Origin of the sequence: Oribacterium sp. oral taxon 108 str. F0425, assembly GCF_000214455.1 — a bacterium.
GTDB classification, from domain to species: domain Bacteria; phylum Bacillota; class Clostridia; order Lachnospirales; family Lachnospiraceae; genus Oribacterium; species Oribacterium asaccharolyticum.
Genome location: NZ_AFIH01000001.1, coordinates 2102414 through 2118403, shown reverse-complemented (window position 1 = coordinate 2118403; position 15990 = coordinate 2102414). Strand labels below are relative to the sequence as shown.

The window sequence follows — 15990 nt, the reverse complement described above, 5'->3', positions numbered from 1 at the left end:
TTATGAAACTGAGTGAATTCCCTTATGAGAGGGTGGATTTTACAAAAATGGAAAAGGAGCTTTCAGATTTAACGAAGGCCTTGGACAAGGCAAAGTCCGTAGAGGAGGTCTTTTCCATTCATAAAAAGTATTACAAGATGCAGGACGATGTGATGACGGCGATGGTGCTTGCGAATTTTCGGAACAATATCGATATGACCGATGAGTTCTATGAAAAGGAGAAGGACTACTATGACGAAAAGATGCCGGGCTTTTGGAATGCCATGGTGGAATACCAGAAGAAGCTCTATCATTCTCCTTTCAAAAAAGAGATGGAAGAGAAAATCGGGCATGTGGCCTTTAAGAATATTGAACTTGCGATGAAAGGGATGGACGAAAAGCTCATTCCCCTTATGCAAAAGGAAAATGAGCTTACGACCGTCTATGGAAAGCTTCTTGGCACGGCGACGATTGAATGGGAGGGAGAGGAATTAAACCTTTCTCTTATGCGCCCCTATATGACAAGCGTGGACCGTTCTGTCCGGGAAAGAGCCTGGGAAAAGTACAGTGCTTTTTTTGAGGAGCACAGGGAGGAACTGAATTCCCTCTATGATGAGCTGGTAAAGAACCGAACTGAGCAAGGACGCCTGCTTGGCTATCCTGATTTTACTGAACTCGGCTATGCCAGAATGAATCGTAACTGTTATGGCGAGAAGGAGATTGAAAGCTTTCGGAATCAGGTGAAGCGTGACCTTGTTCCCTTTGTGGAAAAGCTGCATGAAAAGAGAAGAAAGAGACTGGGACTCGAGCATCTCTACTATTATGATGAAGATGTTTTCTTCCCGGAGGGAAATCCCGCGCCGTGCGGAAGCCCGGAAGAAATCATGGCAGCAGGAGAGAAGATGTACGATGAGCTTTCCCCGGAGACCTCTACTTTCATGCGAAAAATGCGGGAAATGGAGCTCTTTGATGTTCTTGGCAGGAAAAATAAGAGTACCGGCGGCTACATGGATATGCTTCCGAACTACAAGATGCCTCTTGTTTTTGCAAACTTTAACGGGACAGCGGGAGATATCGATGTGATTACCCATGAGTGCGGACATGCCTTTCAGGGCTATTTGACTGCGAATCTTCCTATTCGGGAGCATAATGACTTAACTTCCGAAACGGCGGAAACCCATTCGATGTCTATGGAATTTTTTACCGAGCCCTGGATGGAGCTTTTCTTTGGAGAGAGGGCAGACGACTATAGGGAAATGCATTTTGAAGATACGCTGATGTTTATTCCCTACGGCACCATGGTCGATGAATTCCAAAATATTGTGTACAAGAACCCGGAAATGACTCCGGAAGAGCGAAATGAGCTTTGGAAGAAGCTTGAAAAGGAATACAGACCGCACCTTGATTATAAGGACAATGCTTTCTTAAATGAGGGAAGACTTTGGCAGAAGCAGAGTCATATCTATGAAAACCCCTATTACTACATTGATTACTGTCTTGCTGCGGTAAATGCCCTGCAATACAAGGCTTTCATGAAGCGGGATTTCAAGGAAGCGTGGAAGAGCTATATGGAGTTTTCTCATCTTTCCGCATCCCTTTTCTTTACCGAACTCGAGAAGAAGGCAGGACTTATGAGTCCCTTTGAGGAAGGAAGTATTAGAAAACTCGTTGAAGGACTTGAAGACTAAGGTCACGGAGAGGAAAGACCGGAAGACGAAAGCCTCTTAAGAGAGGCGAAAACATAAAGAAAGAGTGGTGTATTTAGGGGAGGGTAAAACATGAATCCATTTTTATTTGTAGCTATTAAGCTCTTAATCGGGTTTCTGGCCATGACATTGATTATCAACATCACAGGGAAAGGAAACTTGGCACCGTCATCTGCCAGTGACCAAGTTGTGAATTATGTACTCGGTGGAATTGTCGGAGGAGTGATTTATAACAATAGTATTAAAATCTATGAATTTGTTGCCATTCTGGGAATATGGTGTCTTCTTGTGCTCTGCCAGAAATGGGTTAAGAATCATAATGTAAAGGCGAAGCAGTTAATCGATGGTAAGGCGCATATCATCATTGATGACGGCAAGATTCTTATTGAAAATTGCAAGAAATCGGGCTTGTCTGCCCATGATGTGGCCTTTAAACTGCGTACCAACGGCATTTTTTCCTCCGATGATGTGAAAAGAGCTATAGTGGAGCAAAATGGACAACTGATTATCATTCATTCCGGTGAAGAAAATCCAAAGTTCCCTATTATTACGGATGGTCAAGTACAGCATGATATTCTTAAAGTAATCGGGAAGGACGAGGAATGGCTTCTTGAGGAGCTGAAAAAGCAGGGAATTGAAAAGTGTAGCGATATATTTTTAGGCGAGTATGTTGATAAGCAATTGAAATTAACGACTTATTAAGGTAGAGCGGAAGATGGGAATAAAGAAAATTACCAATGTAACGAATTTATAATATTTTGCTATCATCCTGATGGTTTACGGATGATGCTTGTTATGAACTTAAATGCCTTTTCATGGAGACTGTCATGAAAAGGTATTTTTTCTTAATGAGCAAAACGTGCGATTATTGCTTTTTTGCTACATACCTACGTTCTTGACTGCTAGAACATTTTTCGTGTCTGCTTTTCATGACTGCTACACAATCATTATGCAATCTTGGAAAAGTGTCAAAATTAGTGTGAAAATACCTTAGAAAAGTGACAAAATTGGCTTGAAAATACCTTGGAAAAATGTCAAAATATAAGTCAAAATACCTTGGAAAAATGTCATTGGCCGGTTAGGGAGAAATGACTTATGGCGCTGTTATGCCGGATTTTGGAGAAAAGATGCTGAAAAGAAAAATTGAAAAAGACCTTTTGAATTGGATTACGAGTGGAGAAAAAGCCTTACTGATTTATGGTGTTCGTCAGGCAGGAAAGACCTATATTATTCGAGCATGCCTAGAGCAGTCAGGATGTGATTATGTTGAGTTTAACCTTATTAGACAATCGGAAATAGTGGATATTTTGCGTGAAGCGAATAGTATTGATGATCTTATTTTAAAGCTGTCTTTGTACAGCAGTAAGAAGATAATTCCCGGAAAAACAATCATTTTCTTTGATGAAATTCAGCGATACAAAGAAATTGTTACAAAGATAAAGTTTCTTGTAGAGGATAAGCGTTTTCGCTATGTCTTATCGGGATCTTTGCTAGGAATAGAACTGGTTAATTTGAAGTCAGCACCGGTAGGATATTTGCAGACTCTAAAAATGTTTCCCCTTGATTTTGAAGAGTTCCTTCAAATCTTTAATGTTGAGGATAAAGTATTGGAGAGGCTCCGCAGTTCCTTTTTATCCAAGACTCCGGTAGATGAAGTATTTCATCAAAAAATAATGGAGATATTTAATTTGTATCTCATTATAGGGGGGATGCCTGCTGCTGTGGAGCAATATCGTAAAACAGAAAATATAGATAATGTCATAGAGGAACACAAAGCCATTATCGAGCAATATAAGTTAGATTTTACACAATACGAGGAAGAGAATCGAAAATTATTGCTTACACAAATTTATGAATTGATTCCCGCAGAATTAAATGAAAAAAATAAACGCTTTAAGCTTGCAGATATTAAGGCGAATCTTCGATTTGAAAGGGTTTCTGATAGTTTTACATGGCTTTGGAAGGCCGGAGTTGCACTAGCAACTTTTAATACGACAGAACCGACAGTTCCGCTTTTACTCAACGAAAAAAGTACTTTATTTAAACTGTTTTTGTCCGATGTGGGTTTGCTCACAAGCCTGTATGGAAAGTCCTGTAAATTAAAAATTGTTAGTAAAGAAAAAGATATCAATAAAGGCTCCGTATATGAAAATGTGATTGCTCAGGAGCTTTGTGCACATAATTATCCCTTGTATTATTATAGTAATAAGAAAAAAGGAGAACTGGACTTTATTATTGAGCATGCAGGAGAAGTACTTCCTATTGAAGTAAAAAGCGGAAAGGATTATGAGAAACATTCCGCTTTGGATAACATATTGCGCGTTCCTGAATATGGTATAAAGAATGCTTATGTCTTTAGCAATGATAATGTCAAAACGAGGGGACAAGTCAGCTATTTTCCAATCTATATGGTGATGTTTTTAGAAGAGAAATCCATTGACTTTGTAGATATATCTTTGGATAAGTATAAGCTATAATTAGTGGATTGATTAGAAGGGAGCATAATAATCATTGACAAATCATTTGGCCAAATATAGTATAGATTAAAAAGTGGGAAATCCCACACGCATAGGAGGAAGATGATGGAAGCAGCAAAGGAGTATAATGTTCACCTGGATAGTAAGAAGAGAGTTACTTTGCGCGGTGCTTTATACCAATATTATAACGTTAAGGAATATGAAAATGGCTGTATTATGCTAGAGCCTCGTGAATTGACAGTTCCGGATACTATTTCTGCACGTACTTTAAAAGATATGGATAAGGCTATCAGCAATTATAAACAAGGATACGTATCAGATCCTATAGATCTCTCGGATTTTGGGTAGTGTGAATATATGAGTTTTATAATACGTATGGGACTTCCGGAAATGGAAGAACTGTGGAATAAACTTCAAACAGAATATAGAATTGGGACAATCAGTAAAAATGATGCAATTATTTTCAAAAAGTGGGGAAAAGCTTTAAAGTTGTTATCAGAAAATCCCAGACATCCTAGTCTGAAAACACATGATATAGAAGTATTATCGGAGCGATATGGAGAACGTGTGTGGCAATCTTATCTTGAAAATAAAACCAGTGGAGCAATGAGAATATATTGGGTATATGGCCCGGATAAAAAGTCTATCACGATTATAGGACTGGAGCCACATCCGGAGGATAAGAAGAATGGTGCATATGAAAGAATTACTCTATCAGACCTCCCTCTCATGAAAAAAGATGAATCATAATGTAAGAAAACGTTGGTATGAGTTTTTTGTAGGCCTTATAGTGTTGCGACTTTGATAGGTGGAGCTGTAAAAAATCAACTTTATGATTTTTTACAGCTCTATTTTTCTGTGCAAAAGGGTAAAGGAAAAGCACAAAACTTATGGAATATTCCCATAGAAATGTTATGCTTATACCGATTGTATTAGACTGTCACTTATGCATTTCACTTATGATTATGAATTGGAGGAAAAGATGAAATTTACGGAATTTCCCTATGAGAGAATTGATTTTGATAAACTGAAGGCTGATTTTTTGGAGCTTTGCGAGGGGGTAGATAAGGCTGAGTCCGGGGAGGAGCTCTTTGCCCTGCACCAAAAATGCTATAAGCTGGTGGATGATGTAATGACGGAAAGTGTGATTGCCAGCATTCGAAACGACATTGACATGACGGATCCCTTCTACGAGAAGGAGAGAGCCTTTTATGATGCCAATATGCCCATTTTCCGAAATCTCTTAGTGGACTACCAGATGCGGATTTACCATTCTCCTCACAGAGCCTATATGGAAGAGAAGCTTGGGCATGTAGCCTTTAAAAACATGGAGCTGGCACAGAAGGCGGTGGACATTGGCCTCATTCCCCTGATGCAAAAGGAAAATGAACTAACCACCGAATATAGTAAACTTCTGGCTTCTGCAAAGATTCCCTGGGAAGGGGAGAATCTGAATCTTTCCCTCATGACACCCTATCTTACGGCAGAGGACAGAGAGGTGCGTAAGAAGGCATGGAAGGCGTATACCAAGTTTTTTGAGGACAATGCGGAAAAGCTGGACTCTATCTATGATGCTTTGGTAAAGAATCGTACCGAGCAGGGGCAGATGATGGGCTATCCGGATTTCACGGAAATCGGCTATGCCAGAATGAATCGAAACTGCTATGGGGAGAGGGAGATTGCTTCCTTCCGTCAGCAGGTAAAACGGGATTTGGTGCCATTTGTTCAGAAGCTTCATGAGAGAAGAAGGGAGCGCCTCGGGCTGGACAAGCTCTATTACTACGACGAAGGGGTATTTTTCAAGGAGGGAAATCCCGCCCCCATCGGAACACCGGAGGAAATTCTTAAGGCTGGACAGAAGATGTACGATGCACTTTCTCCCGAAACCGCAAAGTTTATGCAGGATATGATGAAAATGGAGCTTTTCGATGTGCTGGGCAGAAAGAATAAGAGAACCGGCGGGTATATGGAAATGCTTCCCAACTACCACATGCCCTTTATCTTTGCCAACTTCAACGGAACAGCCGGGGACTGTGATGTAATTACCCACGAGTGCGGACACGCCTTCCAGGGTTATATTACGGCGGATTTGCCCATTCATGAGCATAATCAATTGACCATGGAAACGGCGGAAACCCATTCCATGTCCATGGAGTTCTTTACCGAGCCTTGGATGGATTTATTCTTCGGTACGCGGGCAAAGGACTACCTTTCCATGCATTTTGAAGAGTTCCTGATGTTTATCCCCTACGGCACCATGGTGGATGAGTTCCAAAACATGGTCTATAAGAATCCGAAAATGACTCCGAAGGAGAGAAAGCTGCTATGGAGAACCCTGGAGCAGGAGTATAAGCCACACTTAGATTATGCGGACAATACCTTTATGGAAGAGGGCGGATTCTGGCAGAAGCAGCACCATATCTATGACCTGCCCTACTATTACATTGACTACTGTATCGCGAGTATCAATGCTTTACAGTACAAGGCCTGGATGGATAAGGATTTCCAAGGGGCTTGGAAGAGCTATATGGAGTTCTCCAAGTGCTCTGCATCCCTTTTCTTTACAGAACTGGAGGAAAAGGCGGGACTCATGAATCCCTTTAAAGAGGGAACGATTAAGAAGATCGTAGAGGATTTGGAGAAGAATCTGTAAAAAACTATTCCGCTTTATAAAAGCGAGCTGTCGAATGTTTTCTACATATTATGAGTAAGGATTTCTCCATAAGGAGCAATCTTCGTTTAAGAAGAAAAGAGGCTGTAAAAAATCAACTTTGATTTTTACAGCCCTTTTTCTTTTAGCGTTGAATTGCTTTTCTTTTAGGAAGCAATGTAATGCATAAATTTTTTTTATATTTAAAGAAACCGGGAAAAGAAACAGCTTAATCCTCTCCGAAGAATCCCATGATGACGATACCAACTACCGCCAGAGCAACAGCAAAGTACTGCTTTTTACTGAGCCTTTCTTTTAAGAAAATGTGTGCCCAGAGAGCGGAGAAGATGCAGTAGCTGGAAATCAGCGGTGCCGAGGCAACGGCATTTGCAGCAAGGGCAACAATATAAGCTGCCTGTCCCGCTGTTTCACTCATGGCTCCAATCAGTTTTGCTCCGTCATAGCTCGGGAAGAACTTGGTCTTCTTCACAAAGACAAGATAAAGTAAAGTGATAAGAGCTACTGCAAGGAATGTATATTCGTATGCCACATTGGCGGAGTCTTCGGAAAGACGATGAACAAAGATGGAATCCATAAGGGTTCTTTCTGCAGGATTATCCGATATCGGAGATAAAACGACGGCATCCATAAAGGTTCCCAAACCGTCGATGATGCAGTAAGCAATAGAAAAGAAGATAGCAAGGAAGCTGTTCATGTGCTTCATACCGGGTTCTTCCCCGGATTCTTTAAGCTCCGCCTCTTCCTTCTGCTTTTGAAAATAGGATAGAAGAACGATTGCGACAATTACAAGTATGGTAGCGATAAGTTGTGGAAAGCTGAGTGTCTGCTTTAAAAAAAGAAAAGATAAAAAGGCAGCTACGGCTCCGGAGGTATTACAAATCGGAGAAGTTATGGAAAGCTCGATATAGCGTAGCCCGATATACCCAAGAAGCATAGAGAAGATATAGAGGAAAGACACGGGGAGATAGACCCAAACCGTCTGAAGATTAAAAGTCACTCCGTTTACGAGAACTTGATATGTTGCGTGGGAACCCATCACGAGCCCTACGGCAACAACCATTTTCAGATGACTGTTCGTGTCCTTCTCCGGAGAACCGAGCTTGGAAAAAAAATCGGAACCGGACCAGAAAAACACGGCAACCAAAGAAAGAATAAACCACATAAAAAACCCCTTCTAAATAATAAAATGATTTAAAATAAGGAAAAAATTATTTTCCTTAAAGCAATTCATAATATAGCATGAGTATTTTGCTTCTGACAACATTCTCTTTTGATAAGATTCTCTTGCAATCAGATACAAGTTGGACCATAATTTCTGCAAAGAGAGAAAATCGATTGGGGAAAGGAAAGCGAAGGAGAACGATATATGGATATGGAGAAAGAAAGGCAACTTTTGATAAAGTACGGAAGGAAGCTTGTAGAGGCGGGACTGACCAAAGGTACGGGCGGAAACTTAAGTGTCTTTGATCGAGCAAGCGGAAGAGTTGCCATTACCCCCTCGGGAATTGACTTTTTTGAAATTCAGCCTGAAGATATAGTGATTATGGACTTGGACGGTCATGTACTGGAAGGAAACCGAGTTCCGTCTTCCGAGTGGGCCATGCATGTTATGCCCTATAAGTATAGAGAGGATATAGACGCCGTGGTTCACGCCCATACCATGTATGCTACGATTTTGTCCTGTTTAAGAGAGGATTTACCGGCTACGCATTATATGATTGCGGTTGCCGGAGAGAATGTCAGAGTGGCGGAATATGCCACCTTCGGCTCTATGGAACTTGCAAAAAATGCATTTGACGCAATGAAGGATAGGAAGGCGGTTATTCTCGCGAACCACGGCCTTCTTGCCGGAGCGAAGGATTTGGCAAATGCTTTTAATATTATTGAAGAAGTGGAATACTGTGCAGAGATTTACACCAAGGCAAGATCGATAGGCAACCCGGTGATTCTGCCGGAGGAGGAGATGAAGGTGATGCTTGAGAAATTCAAGAGCTATGGACAGAGAAAGGGTGAGGACAAATAGTCCCATTTATTTATAAGGAGGTAAAATTATGGCAAACAAAATTGTGTTAAACGAGGTATCTTATCATGGAAAGGGTGCCATCCTGAGTGTTCCGGAAGAGGCAAAGGGGCGCGGCTTCAAAAAGGCTTTCGTTTGTTCCGACCCGGATTTAATTAAGTTTAATGTTACCAAGAAGGTAACGGACTTACTCGACAAGGAAGGGCTTCCCTATGAAATCTACTCCGATATTAAGGCGAATCCGACAATCGAGAATGTGCAGAACGGCGTAGCGGCATTCAAAAAGTCCGGGGCTGACTATATCATCGCTATCGGCGGCGGATCCTCCATGGATACCTCCAAGGCTATCGGGATTATCATTGCCAATCCCGAGTTTGAGGATGTAAGAAGCTTAGAGGGACTTTCCGCTACAAAGAAGCCGTCCGTACCTATTTTTGCCATTCCGACAACGGCAGGTACCGCGGCAGAAGTAACCATTAACTACGTTATCACTGACGTAGAAAAGAAGAGAAAGTTCGTTTGTGTAGATCCGCATGATATCCCTGTTGTAGCTTTCGTGGATCCCGATATGATGTCCAGCATGCCTAAAGGTCTTACCGCATCTACCGGCATGGATGCTCTAACCCATGCCATCGAGGGATATACCACAAAAGGAGCAAATACCATTACCGATATGTTCAACTTAAAGGCAATTGAGCTGATTGCGAAGTCCCTTCGCGGTGCAGTGGACAATACCCCGGAAGGCAGAGAAGGGATGGCACTCGGGCAGTATCTTACCGGAATGGGATTCTCCAACTGCGGACTCGGAATCGTGCACTCCATGGCACACGGTTTAGGCGCTCTTTACGATACACCGCACGGTGTAGCGAATGCGATTATTCTTCCTACCGTTATGGAATACAATAAGGATGCTGTCGGCGAGAAGTTAAGAGAAGTAGCAAAGGCTATGGGTGTTTCCGGAACAGAGAAGATGAGCAAGGAAGAGTATCAGAAGGCAGCTATCGATGCTGTAAAGAAGCTTGCTGAAGATGTAGGGATTCCCAAGGATCTGAAGAATATAGTAAAGCCGGAGGATGTGGATTTCTTATCCCAGTCCGCTATGGATGATGCCTGCAGACCCGGAAACCCGAGAGATCCGAAGTTCGAGGATATCAAGGAGCTTTTCTTACAGTTACTGTAAATAGCATGCCGAGTTTTTAACCGGGGCTCTTAACGCTTTGGAAGAAAACTTATAGAAATGAATCTTGTAAAGTGCTTATGTAGCATAGGTCTGAAAAAGGGGAGAATCGAACGGCCCCCGATTTCAGGCCTATTCTTTATGGAAGACAGTTTGCTTTCCGTAAGATTTTTTGCCTATAAGTTCTTATGCAAAAGTAAATAAATTATGATAAACTAAGTCGTAATTGTGAATCGGATTCGTGCGTAGCGGCAGGGAGGGAAAATGAAGAATTATGATGTGGCTATCGTCGGGGCGGGACCCGGCGGAATTTATGCGGCGTATGAGCTGATAAAGAAGAATCCCGCTCTTTCTGTTGTGGTTTTAGAAGCAGGGCACAGCTTGGAAAAGCGGCACTGTCCGATTGACGGGAAGAAGATCAAGTCCTGTATTTCCTGTAAGAGTTGTTCTATTATGAGTGGATTTGGCGGAGCAGGTGCATTTTCCGACGGGAAATACAATATCACAAACGATTTTGGCGGTACCCTCTATGAATATATCGGAAAAGAAGAAGCCCTTTCCCTCATGAAATATGTTGATGAAATCAATATGGAACATGGAGGAGAAGGGACCCGTCTCTTTTCCACGGCCGGGACCAAATTCAAGAAGCTCTGTATGCAGAATCGTCTGAAGCTTCTGGATGCTTCCGTCCGTCATTTGGGAACGGATATCAACTATGTAGTTTTGGAAAAGCTGTATGCCGAGCTGAAAGATAAGGTGGAGTTTCATTTTGATACACCGGTTGAGAAAATAGAAATTCAAGGAAGACGGGAAGAGAAGTCTTCCGCAGAAAAAAGCGATACAAAAGTGGATTGTGAAAGTTATCTGCTGCATACCAAGAAGGAAGATTTTTCCGCAAAAAGATGTATTGTTTCCGTCGGACGCTCCGGCAGTAAATGGATGGAGAAAGTCTGTGACGAGTTGGGGATTCCTACGAAGTCCAATCGTGTGGATCTCGGTGTGCGTGTGGAACTGCCTGCCGTGATTTTCTCTCACCTGACCGATGAACTGTATGAAAGTAAAATTGTTTATCGGACGGAACTCTTTGAAGATAATGTACGAACCTTCTGTATGAATCCGAACGGCATTGTGGTAAACGAGAACACAAACGGAATCGTCACCGTGAATGGACACAGCTACGAGGGAGAGGATAAACATACGGAAAATACCAACTTTGCGCTCCTTGTTGCGAAGCATTTTTCGGAGCCTTTCAAGGACAGTAACGGCTACGGAGAAAGCATTGCCCGTCTTTCCAATATGCTGGGCGGTGGTGTCATTGTGCAGCGCTTTGGAGACCTGGTAAGAGGAAGAAGAAGTAATCAGAAGCGGATTGAAGAGGGAATGGTGCAGCCGACTCTTAAAGCGACGCCGGGAGATTTAAGCCTTGTGCTTCCCAAGCGTATCTTGGACGGGATTATGGAAATGATTTATGCTCTGGATAAAATCGCTCCCGGTACAGCAAATGAAGATACCCTGCTCTATGGAGTGGAGGTAAAGTTCTACAATATGGAAGTGACCTTGGATGAACATCTGGAGACGAAGTATAAGGGATTTTACGTGATTGGAGACGGATCAGGAGTAACGCATTCTCTTTCTCATGCATCGGCATCCGGTATTTTTGTGGCAAGGGAAATTGCTGAAGCGGAAAAATTATAATGGAAAGGGGTAAAGAAAGACTGTGCGCATTTTTTTGGCTCGTCATGGAGAAACGGATTGGAATGTAGAAAGACGAATTCAGGGGAGTACCGATATTCCTTTAAATGAAAACGGAATCCGGCAGGCACATTCTTTAAGCAGCTATTTGGATAGGCTGTTTCATGCCGAGGGAGGATTTCTTTCCTCTATTTTCACGAGCCCTCTCATGAGGGCAAAGGAGACCGCGGAAATTGTGGGAAGGCGGCTTGGCGTGGAAGTGGAAACCGTGCCCGGTCTGGAGGAGATGAATTTCGGAATTTGCGAAGGAAAAACCTGGATAGAATCAAAAAGCCTTTATCCGAAAGAACTGGAAGAGTGGGAGCAAAACAAGCGATACAGGAGGATTTCAGGGGGCGAGTCCTACCAAGATGTGTTGAATCGCTTCTTCTCCGCCTACTCTTTGATAAAGAAAAAACGGAGTGCATTGGATGCCGATGCCCAAAAAGGGGATATCTTGATTATCACACACGGCGCGGTCATTATGCTGCTTTTGTCCTTGCGGGACGGCTATGCCATGTCGGACAGCTTCATTCGTGTGCGGGTGGAGAATGCCAGGGCCTATGCCTTTAAGGAGGAAGAAATAGAAGCGATTCGGACCATGCTCTAGTTTACAATCCGTTTCAGGGTGTAAAAAGAAAGGAAAAGAAAGATGAATAAAAAGAAAATGCTGGAAGAAATTCTGCAGGAAAATAGACAGGTGAATCGGAATCTTGTTCATTTGGGGAACTTAATCGGTCTTTTAATCCTTTTGGAAGGAATAAAAGAAGGAAAAAAGAGAAGAGATAAAGGCATGGTCGGGCTTGCAAAACTCGGTCTGGTTCTTGTGAGTGTACTGGAGGCAATTCTCACGGCTCTGAATATACAGGACATTTATGCAAAGTACAAAGAGGAAAAAGAAGAGGACGAGCTGTGGGGATAGAGAGCTTGTTCACTCCGTTTGGCGTCTATTTTTTATCCATTAATATTATCGCATTCTTATTTTATGGGGCGGATAAGTATAAAGCCATTCATCATGCATGGCGTATTCCCGAGAGGGTTTTATTGCTGACGGCACTGATGGGGGGCGCTTTCGGCTCACTTTTTGCTATGTATTTTTTCATCATAAAACGAAAAAACTGAAATTCAGATTGAGTATTCCTCTGTTTTGCCTGCTATGGGGATATGGACTCTTTTTTTCAATAAGTTGAACGCAGGTCCGGGATAGATATTTTTTAGATTCATTCTTCAAAATGCACAAGGAAATTGTGGATTTTAAGTCTTGTCATAGCAAATACTTATAAATAAAAAACTTGATTTTAAAAGCACGAAACAATATACTGTTCCTGCTGCCTATTGTGTAAATAAATTTAGACAATAGGAACAAATGCTACAAAAGCCTGATAGAGAGTAAGGAGGAGAAGATCTTGAGCGTAGCCATTTCTATTAAACATGCTGTGAAAAAATATGGGGACAGTACCATTATTCCCGATTTAAGTTTAGATATTCATGAAGGCGAGTTTTTCACCCTGTTGGGGCCGTCCGGTTGCGGGAAGACAACACTCCTTCGTATGATTGCCGGATTTAATTCCATTGAGGGAGGAGATTTTTACTTCAATGACAAACGAATTAATGACCTGGATCCTGCCAAGAGAAACATCGGAATGGTATTCCAGAATTATGCTATATTCCCGCATTATACCGTAAGGCAGAACGTGGAATTCGGCCTGAAGAATAAAGGGGTTCCGGCAAAGGAAAGAAGAGAAAAAAGTGATGAATTCCTGCGTCTGATGCAGATTGAGAATCTGGCTGACAGAAAGCCGGAGCGAATGTCCGGAGGACAGCAGCAGCGTGTGGCGCTCGCGAGAGCCCTTGTGATTCAGCCGGATGTTCTTTTAATGGATGAGCCTTTATCCAATTTGGATGCCAAGCTTCGTGTGGACATGCGCGGTGCAATCAGAAGAACGCAGCATCAGGTAGGTATTACCACGGTTTACGTTACCCATGACCAGGAAGAGGCTATGGCGATATCCGACCGTATCGCTGTTATGAAGGGCGGCGTATTACAGCAAGTCGGTACACCGAAGAGTATTTACCAGAGACCGGCAAATCTCTTTGTCAGCAGCTTCATCGGCCGTTCCAATGTGGTGGAAGCGGAACTGAAGCAGGAAGGCGGAGAAGATTTCCTGGTATTTTCCAATGGAAAGAAAGCACAGATTCAGAATGTGCAGGGGCAGTTCCGAAAGAACCAAAAGGTAAAGCTCAGTGTCCGCCCCGAAGAGTTTATTCTTTGCAATAAAGAAGAAGAGCTGCTTCGTGCACGTATTACGGAGAGTATTTTCCTGGGGCTGAATACCCACTACACTGTGGAATTGGAAACGGGAGCACGTGCGGAAATTATTCAGGAGTCCACGATTAGCAACATCTTAAACGTGGGAGAGGAGATTTCCTTAAAGATTAATACGGATAAGGTGAACGTATTTACTGAAGACGGGGAGAAGAATATCCTGATTTCTGCTGACGGAAAAGGAGTTCAGGTATGATGAAAAGAAAATTGGAGATCTGGACCTTTTTTACCTTTGCCCTCCTGGCACTTTTTATCGTATTTTTGATTTACCCCTTGTTTGGCATCCTGCAACAGTCGGTGATTGATGAAAACGGGCGTTTTACCTTAGAGCAGTTTCATAAGTTTTTTACCAACCCTTATTATAGCAGTACCATTCTGAACAGCTTTACCGTGACGATTGCCATTACCGTCAGCACCCTGGTTTTGGGAATTCCCTTTGCGTATTTTTATTCTTTCTATCAGTTAAGAGGCGCGAAGTTTTTATTTGTGGTCAGTATTCTCTGCTGTATGTCCGCCCCGTTTATCGGAGCTTATGCTTGGATTATGCTTTTGGGAAGATCCGGTGTGATTACGCAGAGTCTGGCGAAAATCGGAATCAATATAGGCAGCATTTACGGATTTAAGGGAATCCTCTTCGTACAGGCTTTAAAGCTCTATCCCCTGGTTTTTATTTACATGAACGGAGCGTTTAAGAACATTGACAACTCCCTGATTGAGGCATCCACAAGCCTGGGCTGTAAGGGCATTAATCGTTTCTTTAAGATTATTTTGAGCCTTTCCATGCCGACCATTTTGGCAGCATCCTTATTGGTGTTTATGCGTTCTTTCGCGGATTTTGGAACGCCCCTTATCATTGGAGAAGGTTTCCGTACTTTCCCGGTGGAAATCTATAAGCAGTATATCGGAGAGAACGGAACAAACCATGCCTTTGCGGCAACGATATCCGTTGTGGCCATTCTTGTTACGGCACTGGTTTTCCTAATTCAGAAGTGGGTCGGAAAGCGCTTTACCTTCTCTATCAACGCCTTGCATCCGGTAGAGAAAAGGCGTCCGAAGGGGCTGATGGGGGTTCTCATTTATCTCTATACCTACGGACTTAGCGGAATTGCCATTCTGCCCAATGTCTATATTATTTACCTGTCCTTCCGAAACTGCGACCGTTCCGTATTTAAACCGGGCTACTCGTTAATCAATTATACGCAGGCGGCAAAGAAGTTGCTTGTTCGTTCCATTCAGAATACCTTCCTTTTGGGATTTTTATCCTTGGCTTTGATTATTCTGATTTCGATTATCATTGCGTACCTGGTAGTACGGAGAGGAAGTGTTTTGAACAATACCATCGATACGCTTTCCATGTTGCCCTACATTATTCCGGGGTCGGTAATCGGTATTGCCCTTGCCGTATCCTTCTCGAAGCCGCCTATCGTACTGGTGGGAAGTCTTTGGATTATGGTACTTTCACTGGTTATTCGGCGTATGCCCTATACCATACGTTCCGCTACCGCAACACTGGTGCAGATTCCTTATTCCATTGAGGAAGCGGCATTAAGCCTTGGCTCTTCCAAGCTGAAGACTTTTATCAAGATTACAGTGCCGATGATGGCAAACGGAATCCTTTCCGGTGCAATCCTGAGCTGGGTTGCAATCGTAACCGAACTCTCCAGTGCCATTATCCTGTATAACAATAAGACCATTACATTGACCATGTCGGCTTATGTGGCAATTTCCAGAGGAAATTACGGAATAGCGGCAGCTTTTTCCGCAGTGCTTACTATACTGACAACCATTTCCCTGATTATCTACCTCTTCGTAAGTAAGTCCGAGGATGTGAAGGTTTAAGGAAAGGGCGAAAAGGAGGGAAAGCAGGGTCTGCAGGGAAGAGGTTTTGCTTTCCGGTAAAATG

Annotated in this window: 15 protein-coding genes; 14 read left to right on the top strand and 1 reads right to left on the bottom strand. The window is 42.7% G+C overall.

Annotation, left to right across the window (positions count from 1 at the left end; translation table 11 throughout):
- The first annotated feature begins 2 nt into the window (after positions 1-2).
- The 6 genes from HMPREF9124_RS09645 to HMPREF9124_RS09620 all read left to right on the top strand — a co-directional run bounded on the left by HMPREF9124_RS09645 (position 3) and on the right by HMPREF9124_RS09620 (position 6815).
- Positions 3-1667 carry a M3 family oligoendopeptidase gene (locus tag HMPREF9124_RS09645; RefSeq protein WP_009428927.1) on the top strand — a complete coding sequence of 555 codons (1665 nt, stop codon included), beginning with the start codon at positions 3-5 and terminating at the stop codon, positions 1665-1667.
- A gap of 90 nt (positions 1668-1757) precedes the next feature.
- Entirely contained in the window at positions 1758-2387 is a 630-nt protein-coding gene (locus HMPREF9124_RS09640; RefSeq protein WP_009428976.1) for a DUF421 domain-containing protein, read from the top strand.
- 425 nt (positions 2388-2812) lie between these two features.
- Positions 2813-4162 carry an ATP-binding protein gene (locus HMPREF9124_RS09635; RefSeq protein ID WP_036598093.1) on the top strand — a complete coding sequence of 450 codons (1350 nt, stop codon included), beginning with the start codon at positions 2813-2815 and terminating at the stop codon, positions 4160-4162.
- 105 nt (positions 4163-4267) lie between these two features.
- Positions 4268-4510 (top strand): hypothetical protein, encoded by a 243-nt coding sequence (locus HMPREF9124_RS09630; RefSeq protein ID WP_009428795.1) that lies wholly within the window; start codon positions 4268-4270, stop codon positions 4508-4510.
- A gap of 42 nt (positions 4511-4552) precedes the next feature.
- Positions 4553-4912 (top strand): hypothetical protein, encoded by a 360-nt coding sequence (locus tag HMPREF9124_RS09625; protein WP_242821584.1) that lies wholly within the window; start codon positions 4553-4555, stop codon positions 4910-4912.
- 232 nt (positions 4913-5144) lie between these two features.
- On the top strand, positions 5145-6815 hold the full coding sequence (locus HMPREF9124_RS09620; RefSeq protein ID WP_009429413.1) for a M3 family oligoendopeptidase: 1671 nt from the start codon (positions 5145-5147) through the stop codon (positions 6813-6815).
- Between the two features lie 226 nt (positions 6816-7041).
- On the opposite strand, the gene HMPREF9124_RS09615 is transcribed toward HMPREF9124_RS09620, so the two are convergent.
- Complete coding sequence (locus tag HMPREF9124_RS09615; RefSeq protein ID WP_009427665.1) at positions 7042-7995, bottom strand: EamA family transporter; 954 nt, start codon at positions 7993-7995, stop codon at positions 7042-7044.
- A gap of 204 nt (positions 7996-8199) precedes the next feature.
- On the opposite strand from HMPREF9124_RS09615, the gene HMPREF9124_RS09610 reads away from it, so the two are divergent.
- The 8 genes from HMPREF9124_RS09610 (at position 8200) to HMPREF9124_RS09575 (ending at position 15926) form a co-directional block, all read left to right on the top strand.
- Positions 8200-8856, top strand: coding sequence for an L-fuculose-phosphate aldolase (locus HMPREF9124_RS09610; RefSeq protein WP_009428261.1), 657 nt, complete (start codon positions 8200-8202; stop codon positions 8854-8856).
- A 28-nt stretch (positions 8857-8884) separates the two neighbouring features.
- Positions 8885-10033: a lactaldehyde reductase gene (gene fucO / locus HMPREF9124_RS09605; RefSeq protein WP_009429088.1), complete on the top strand. Its 1149-nt coding sequence runs from the start codon at positions 8885-8887 to the stop codon at positions 10031-10033.
- A gap of 261 nt (positions 10034-10294) precedes the next feature.
- Complete coding sequence (locus HMPREF9124_RS09600) at positions 10295-11725, top strand: NAD(P)/FAD-dependent oxidoreductase (protein ID WP_009429614.1); 1431 nt, start codon at positions 10295-10297, stop codon at positions 11723-11725.
- A 22-nt stretch (positions 11726-11747) separates the two neighbouring features.
- Positions 11748-12371, top strand: coding sequence for a histidine phosphatase family protein (locus HMPREF9124_RS09595; protein ID WP_009428693.1), 624 nt, complete (start codon positions 11748-11750; stop codon positions 12369-12371).
- 42 nt (positions 12372-12413) lie between these two features.
- Complete coding sequence (locus HMPREF9124_RS09590) at positions 12414-12683, top strand: hypothetical protein (protein WP_009429201.1); 270 nt, start codon at positions 12414-12416, stop codon at positions 12681-12683.
- Positions 12674-12883 (top strand): DUF1294 domain-containing protein, encoded by a 210-nt coding sequence (locus HMPREF9124_RS09585; RefSeq protein WP_009427780.1) that lies wholly within the window; start codon positions 12674-12676, stop codon positions 12881-12883. The genes HMPREF9124_RS09590 and HMPREF9124_RS09585 overlap by 10 nt, the downstream gene beginning before the upstream one ends.
- Before the next feature lie 284 nt (positions 12884-13167).
- On the top strand, positions 13168-14283 hold the full coding sequence (locus HMPREF9124_RS09580) for an ABC transporter ATP-binding protein (protein WP_009428136.1): 1116 nt from the start codon (positions 13168-13170) through the stop codon (positions 14281-14283).
- Positions 14280-15926, top strand: a complete 1647-nt coding sequence (locus HMPREF9124_RS09575; protein ID WP_009429013.1) for an ABC transporter permease — start codon at positions 14280-14282, stop codon at positions 15924-15926. Before HMPREF9124_RS09580 ends, HMPREF9124_RS09575 begins: the two co-directional genes overlap by 4 nt.
- Positions 15927-15990: the final 64 nt, after the last annotated feature.

Coding starts and splice junctions, on each gene's coding strand:
- HMPREF9124_RS09625 (WP_242821584.1), top strand. CDS start 4,553: ATGGAAGAACTGTGGAATAAACTTCAAACAGAATATAGAATTGGGACA.
- HMPREF9124_RS09645 (WP_009428927.1), top strand. CDS start 3: ATGAAACTGAGTGAATTCCCTTATGAGAGGGTGGATTTTACAAAAATG.
- HMPREF9124_RS09575 (WP_009429013.1), top strand. CDS start 14,280: ATGATGAAAAGAAAATTGGAGATCTGGACCTTTTTTACCTTTGCCCTC.
- HMPREF9124_RS09630 (WP_009428795.1), top strand. CDS start 4,268: ATGGAAGCAGCAAAGGAGTATAATGTTCACCTGGATAGTAAGAAGAGA.
- HMPREF9124_RS09600 (WP_009429614.1), top strand. CDS start 10,295: ATGAAGAATTATGATGTGGCTATCGTCGGGGCGGGACCCGGCGGAATT.
- fucO (WP_009429088.1), top strand. CDS start 8,885: ATGGCAAACAAAATTGTGTTAAACGAGGTATCTTATCATGGAAAGGGT.
- HMPREF9124_RS09590 (WP_009429201.1), top strand. CDS start 12,414: ATGAATAAAAAGAAAATGCTGGAAGAAATTCTGCAGGAAAATAGACAG.
- HMPREF9124_RS09640 (WP_009428976.1), top strand. CDS start 1,758: ATGAATCCATTTTTATTTGTAGCTATTAAGCTCTTAATCGGGTTTCTG.
- HMPREF9124_RS09610 (WP_009428261.1), top strand. CDS start 8,200: ATGGATATGGAGAAAGAAAGGCAACTTTTGATAAAGTACGGAAGGAAG.
- HMPREF9124_RS09615 (WP_009427665.1), bottom strand. CDS start 7,995: ATGTGGTTTATTCTTTCTTTGGTTGCCGTGTTTTTCTGGTCCGGTTCC.
- HMPREF9124_RS09635 (WP_036598093.1), top strand. CDS start 2,813: ATGCTGAAAAGAAAAATTGAAAAAGACCTTTTGAATTGGATTACGAGT.
- HMPREF9124_RS09620 (WP_009429413.1), top strand. CDS start 5,145: ATGAAATTTACGGAATTTCCCTATGAGAGAATTGATTTTGATAAACTG.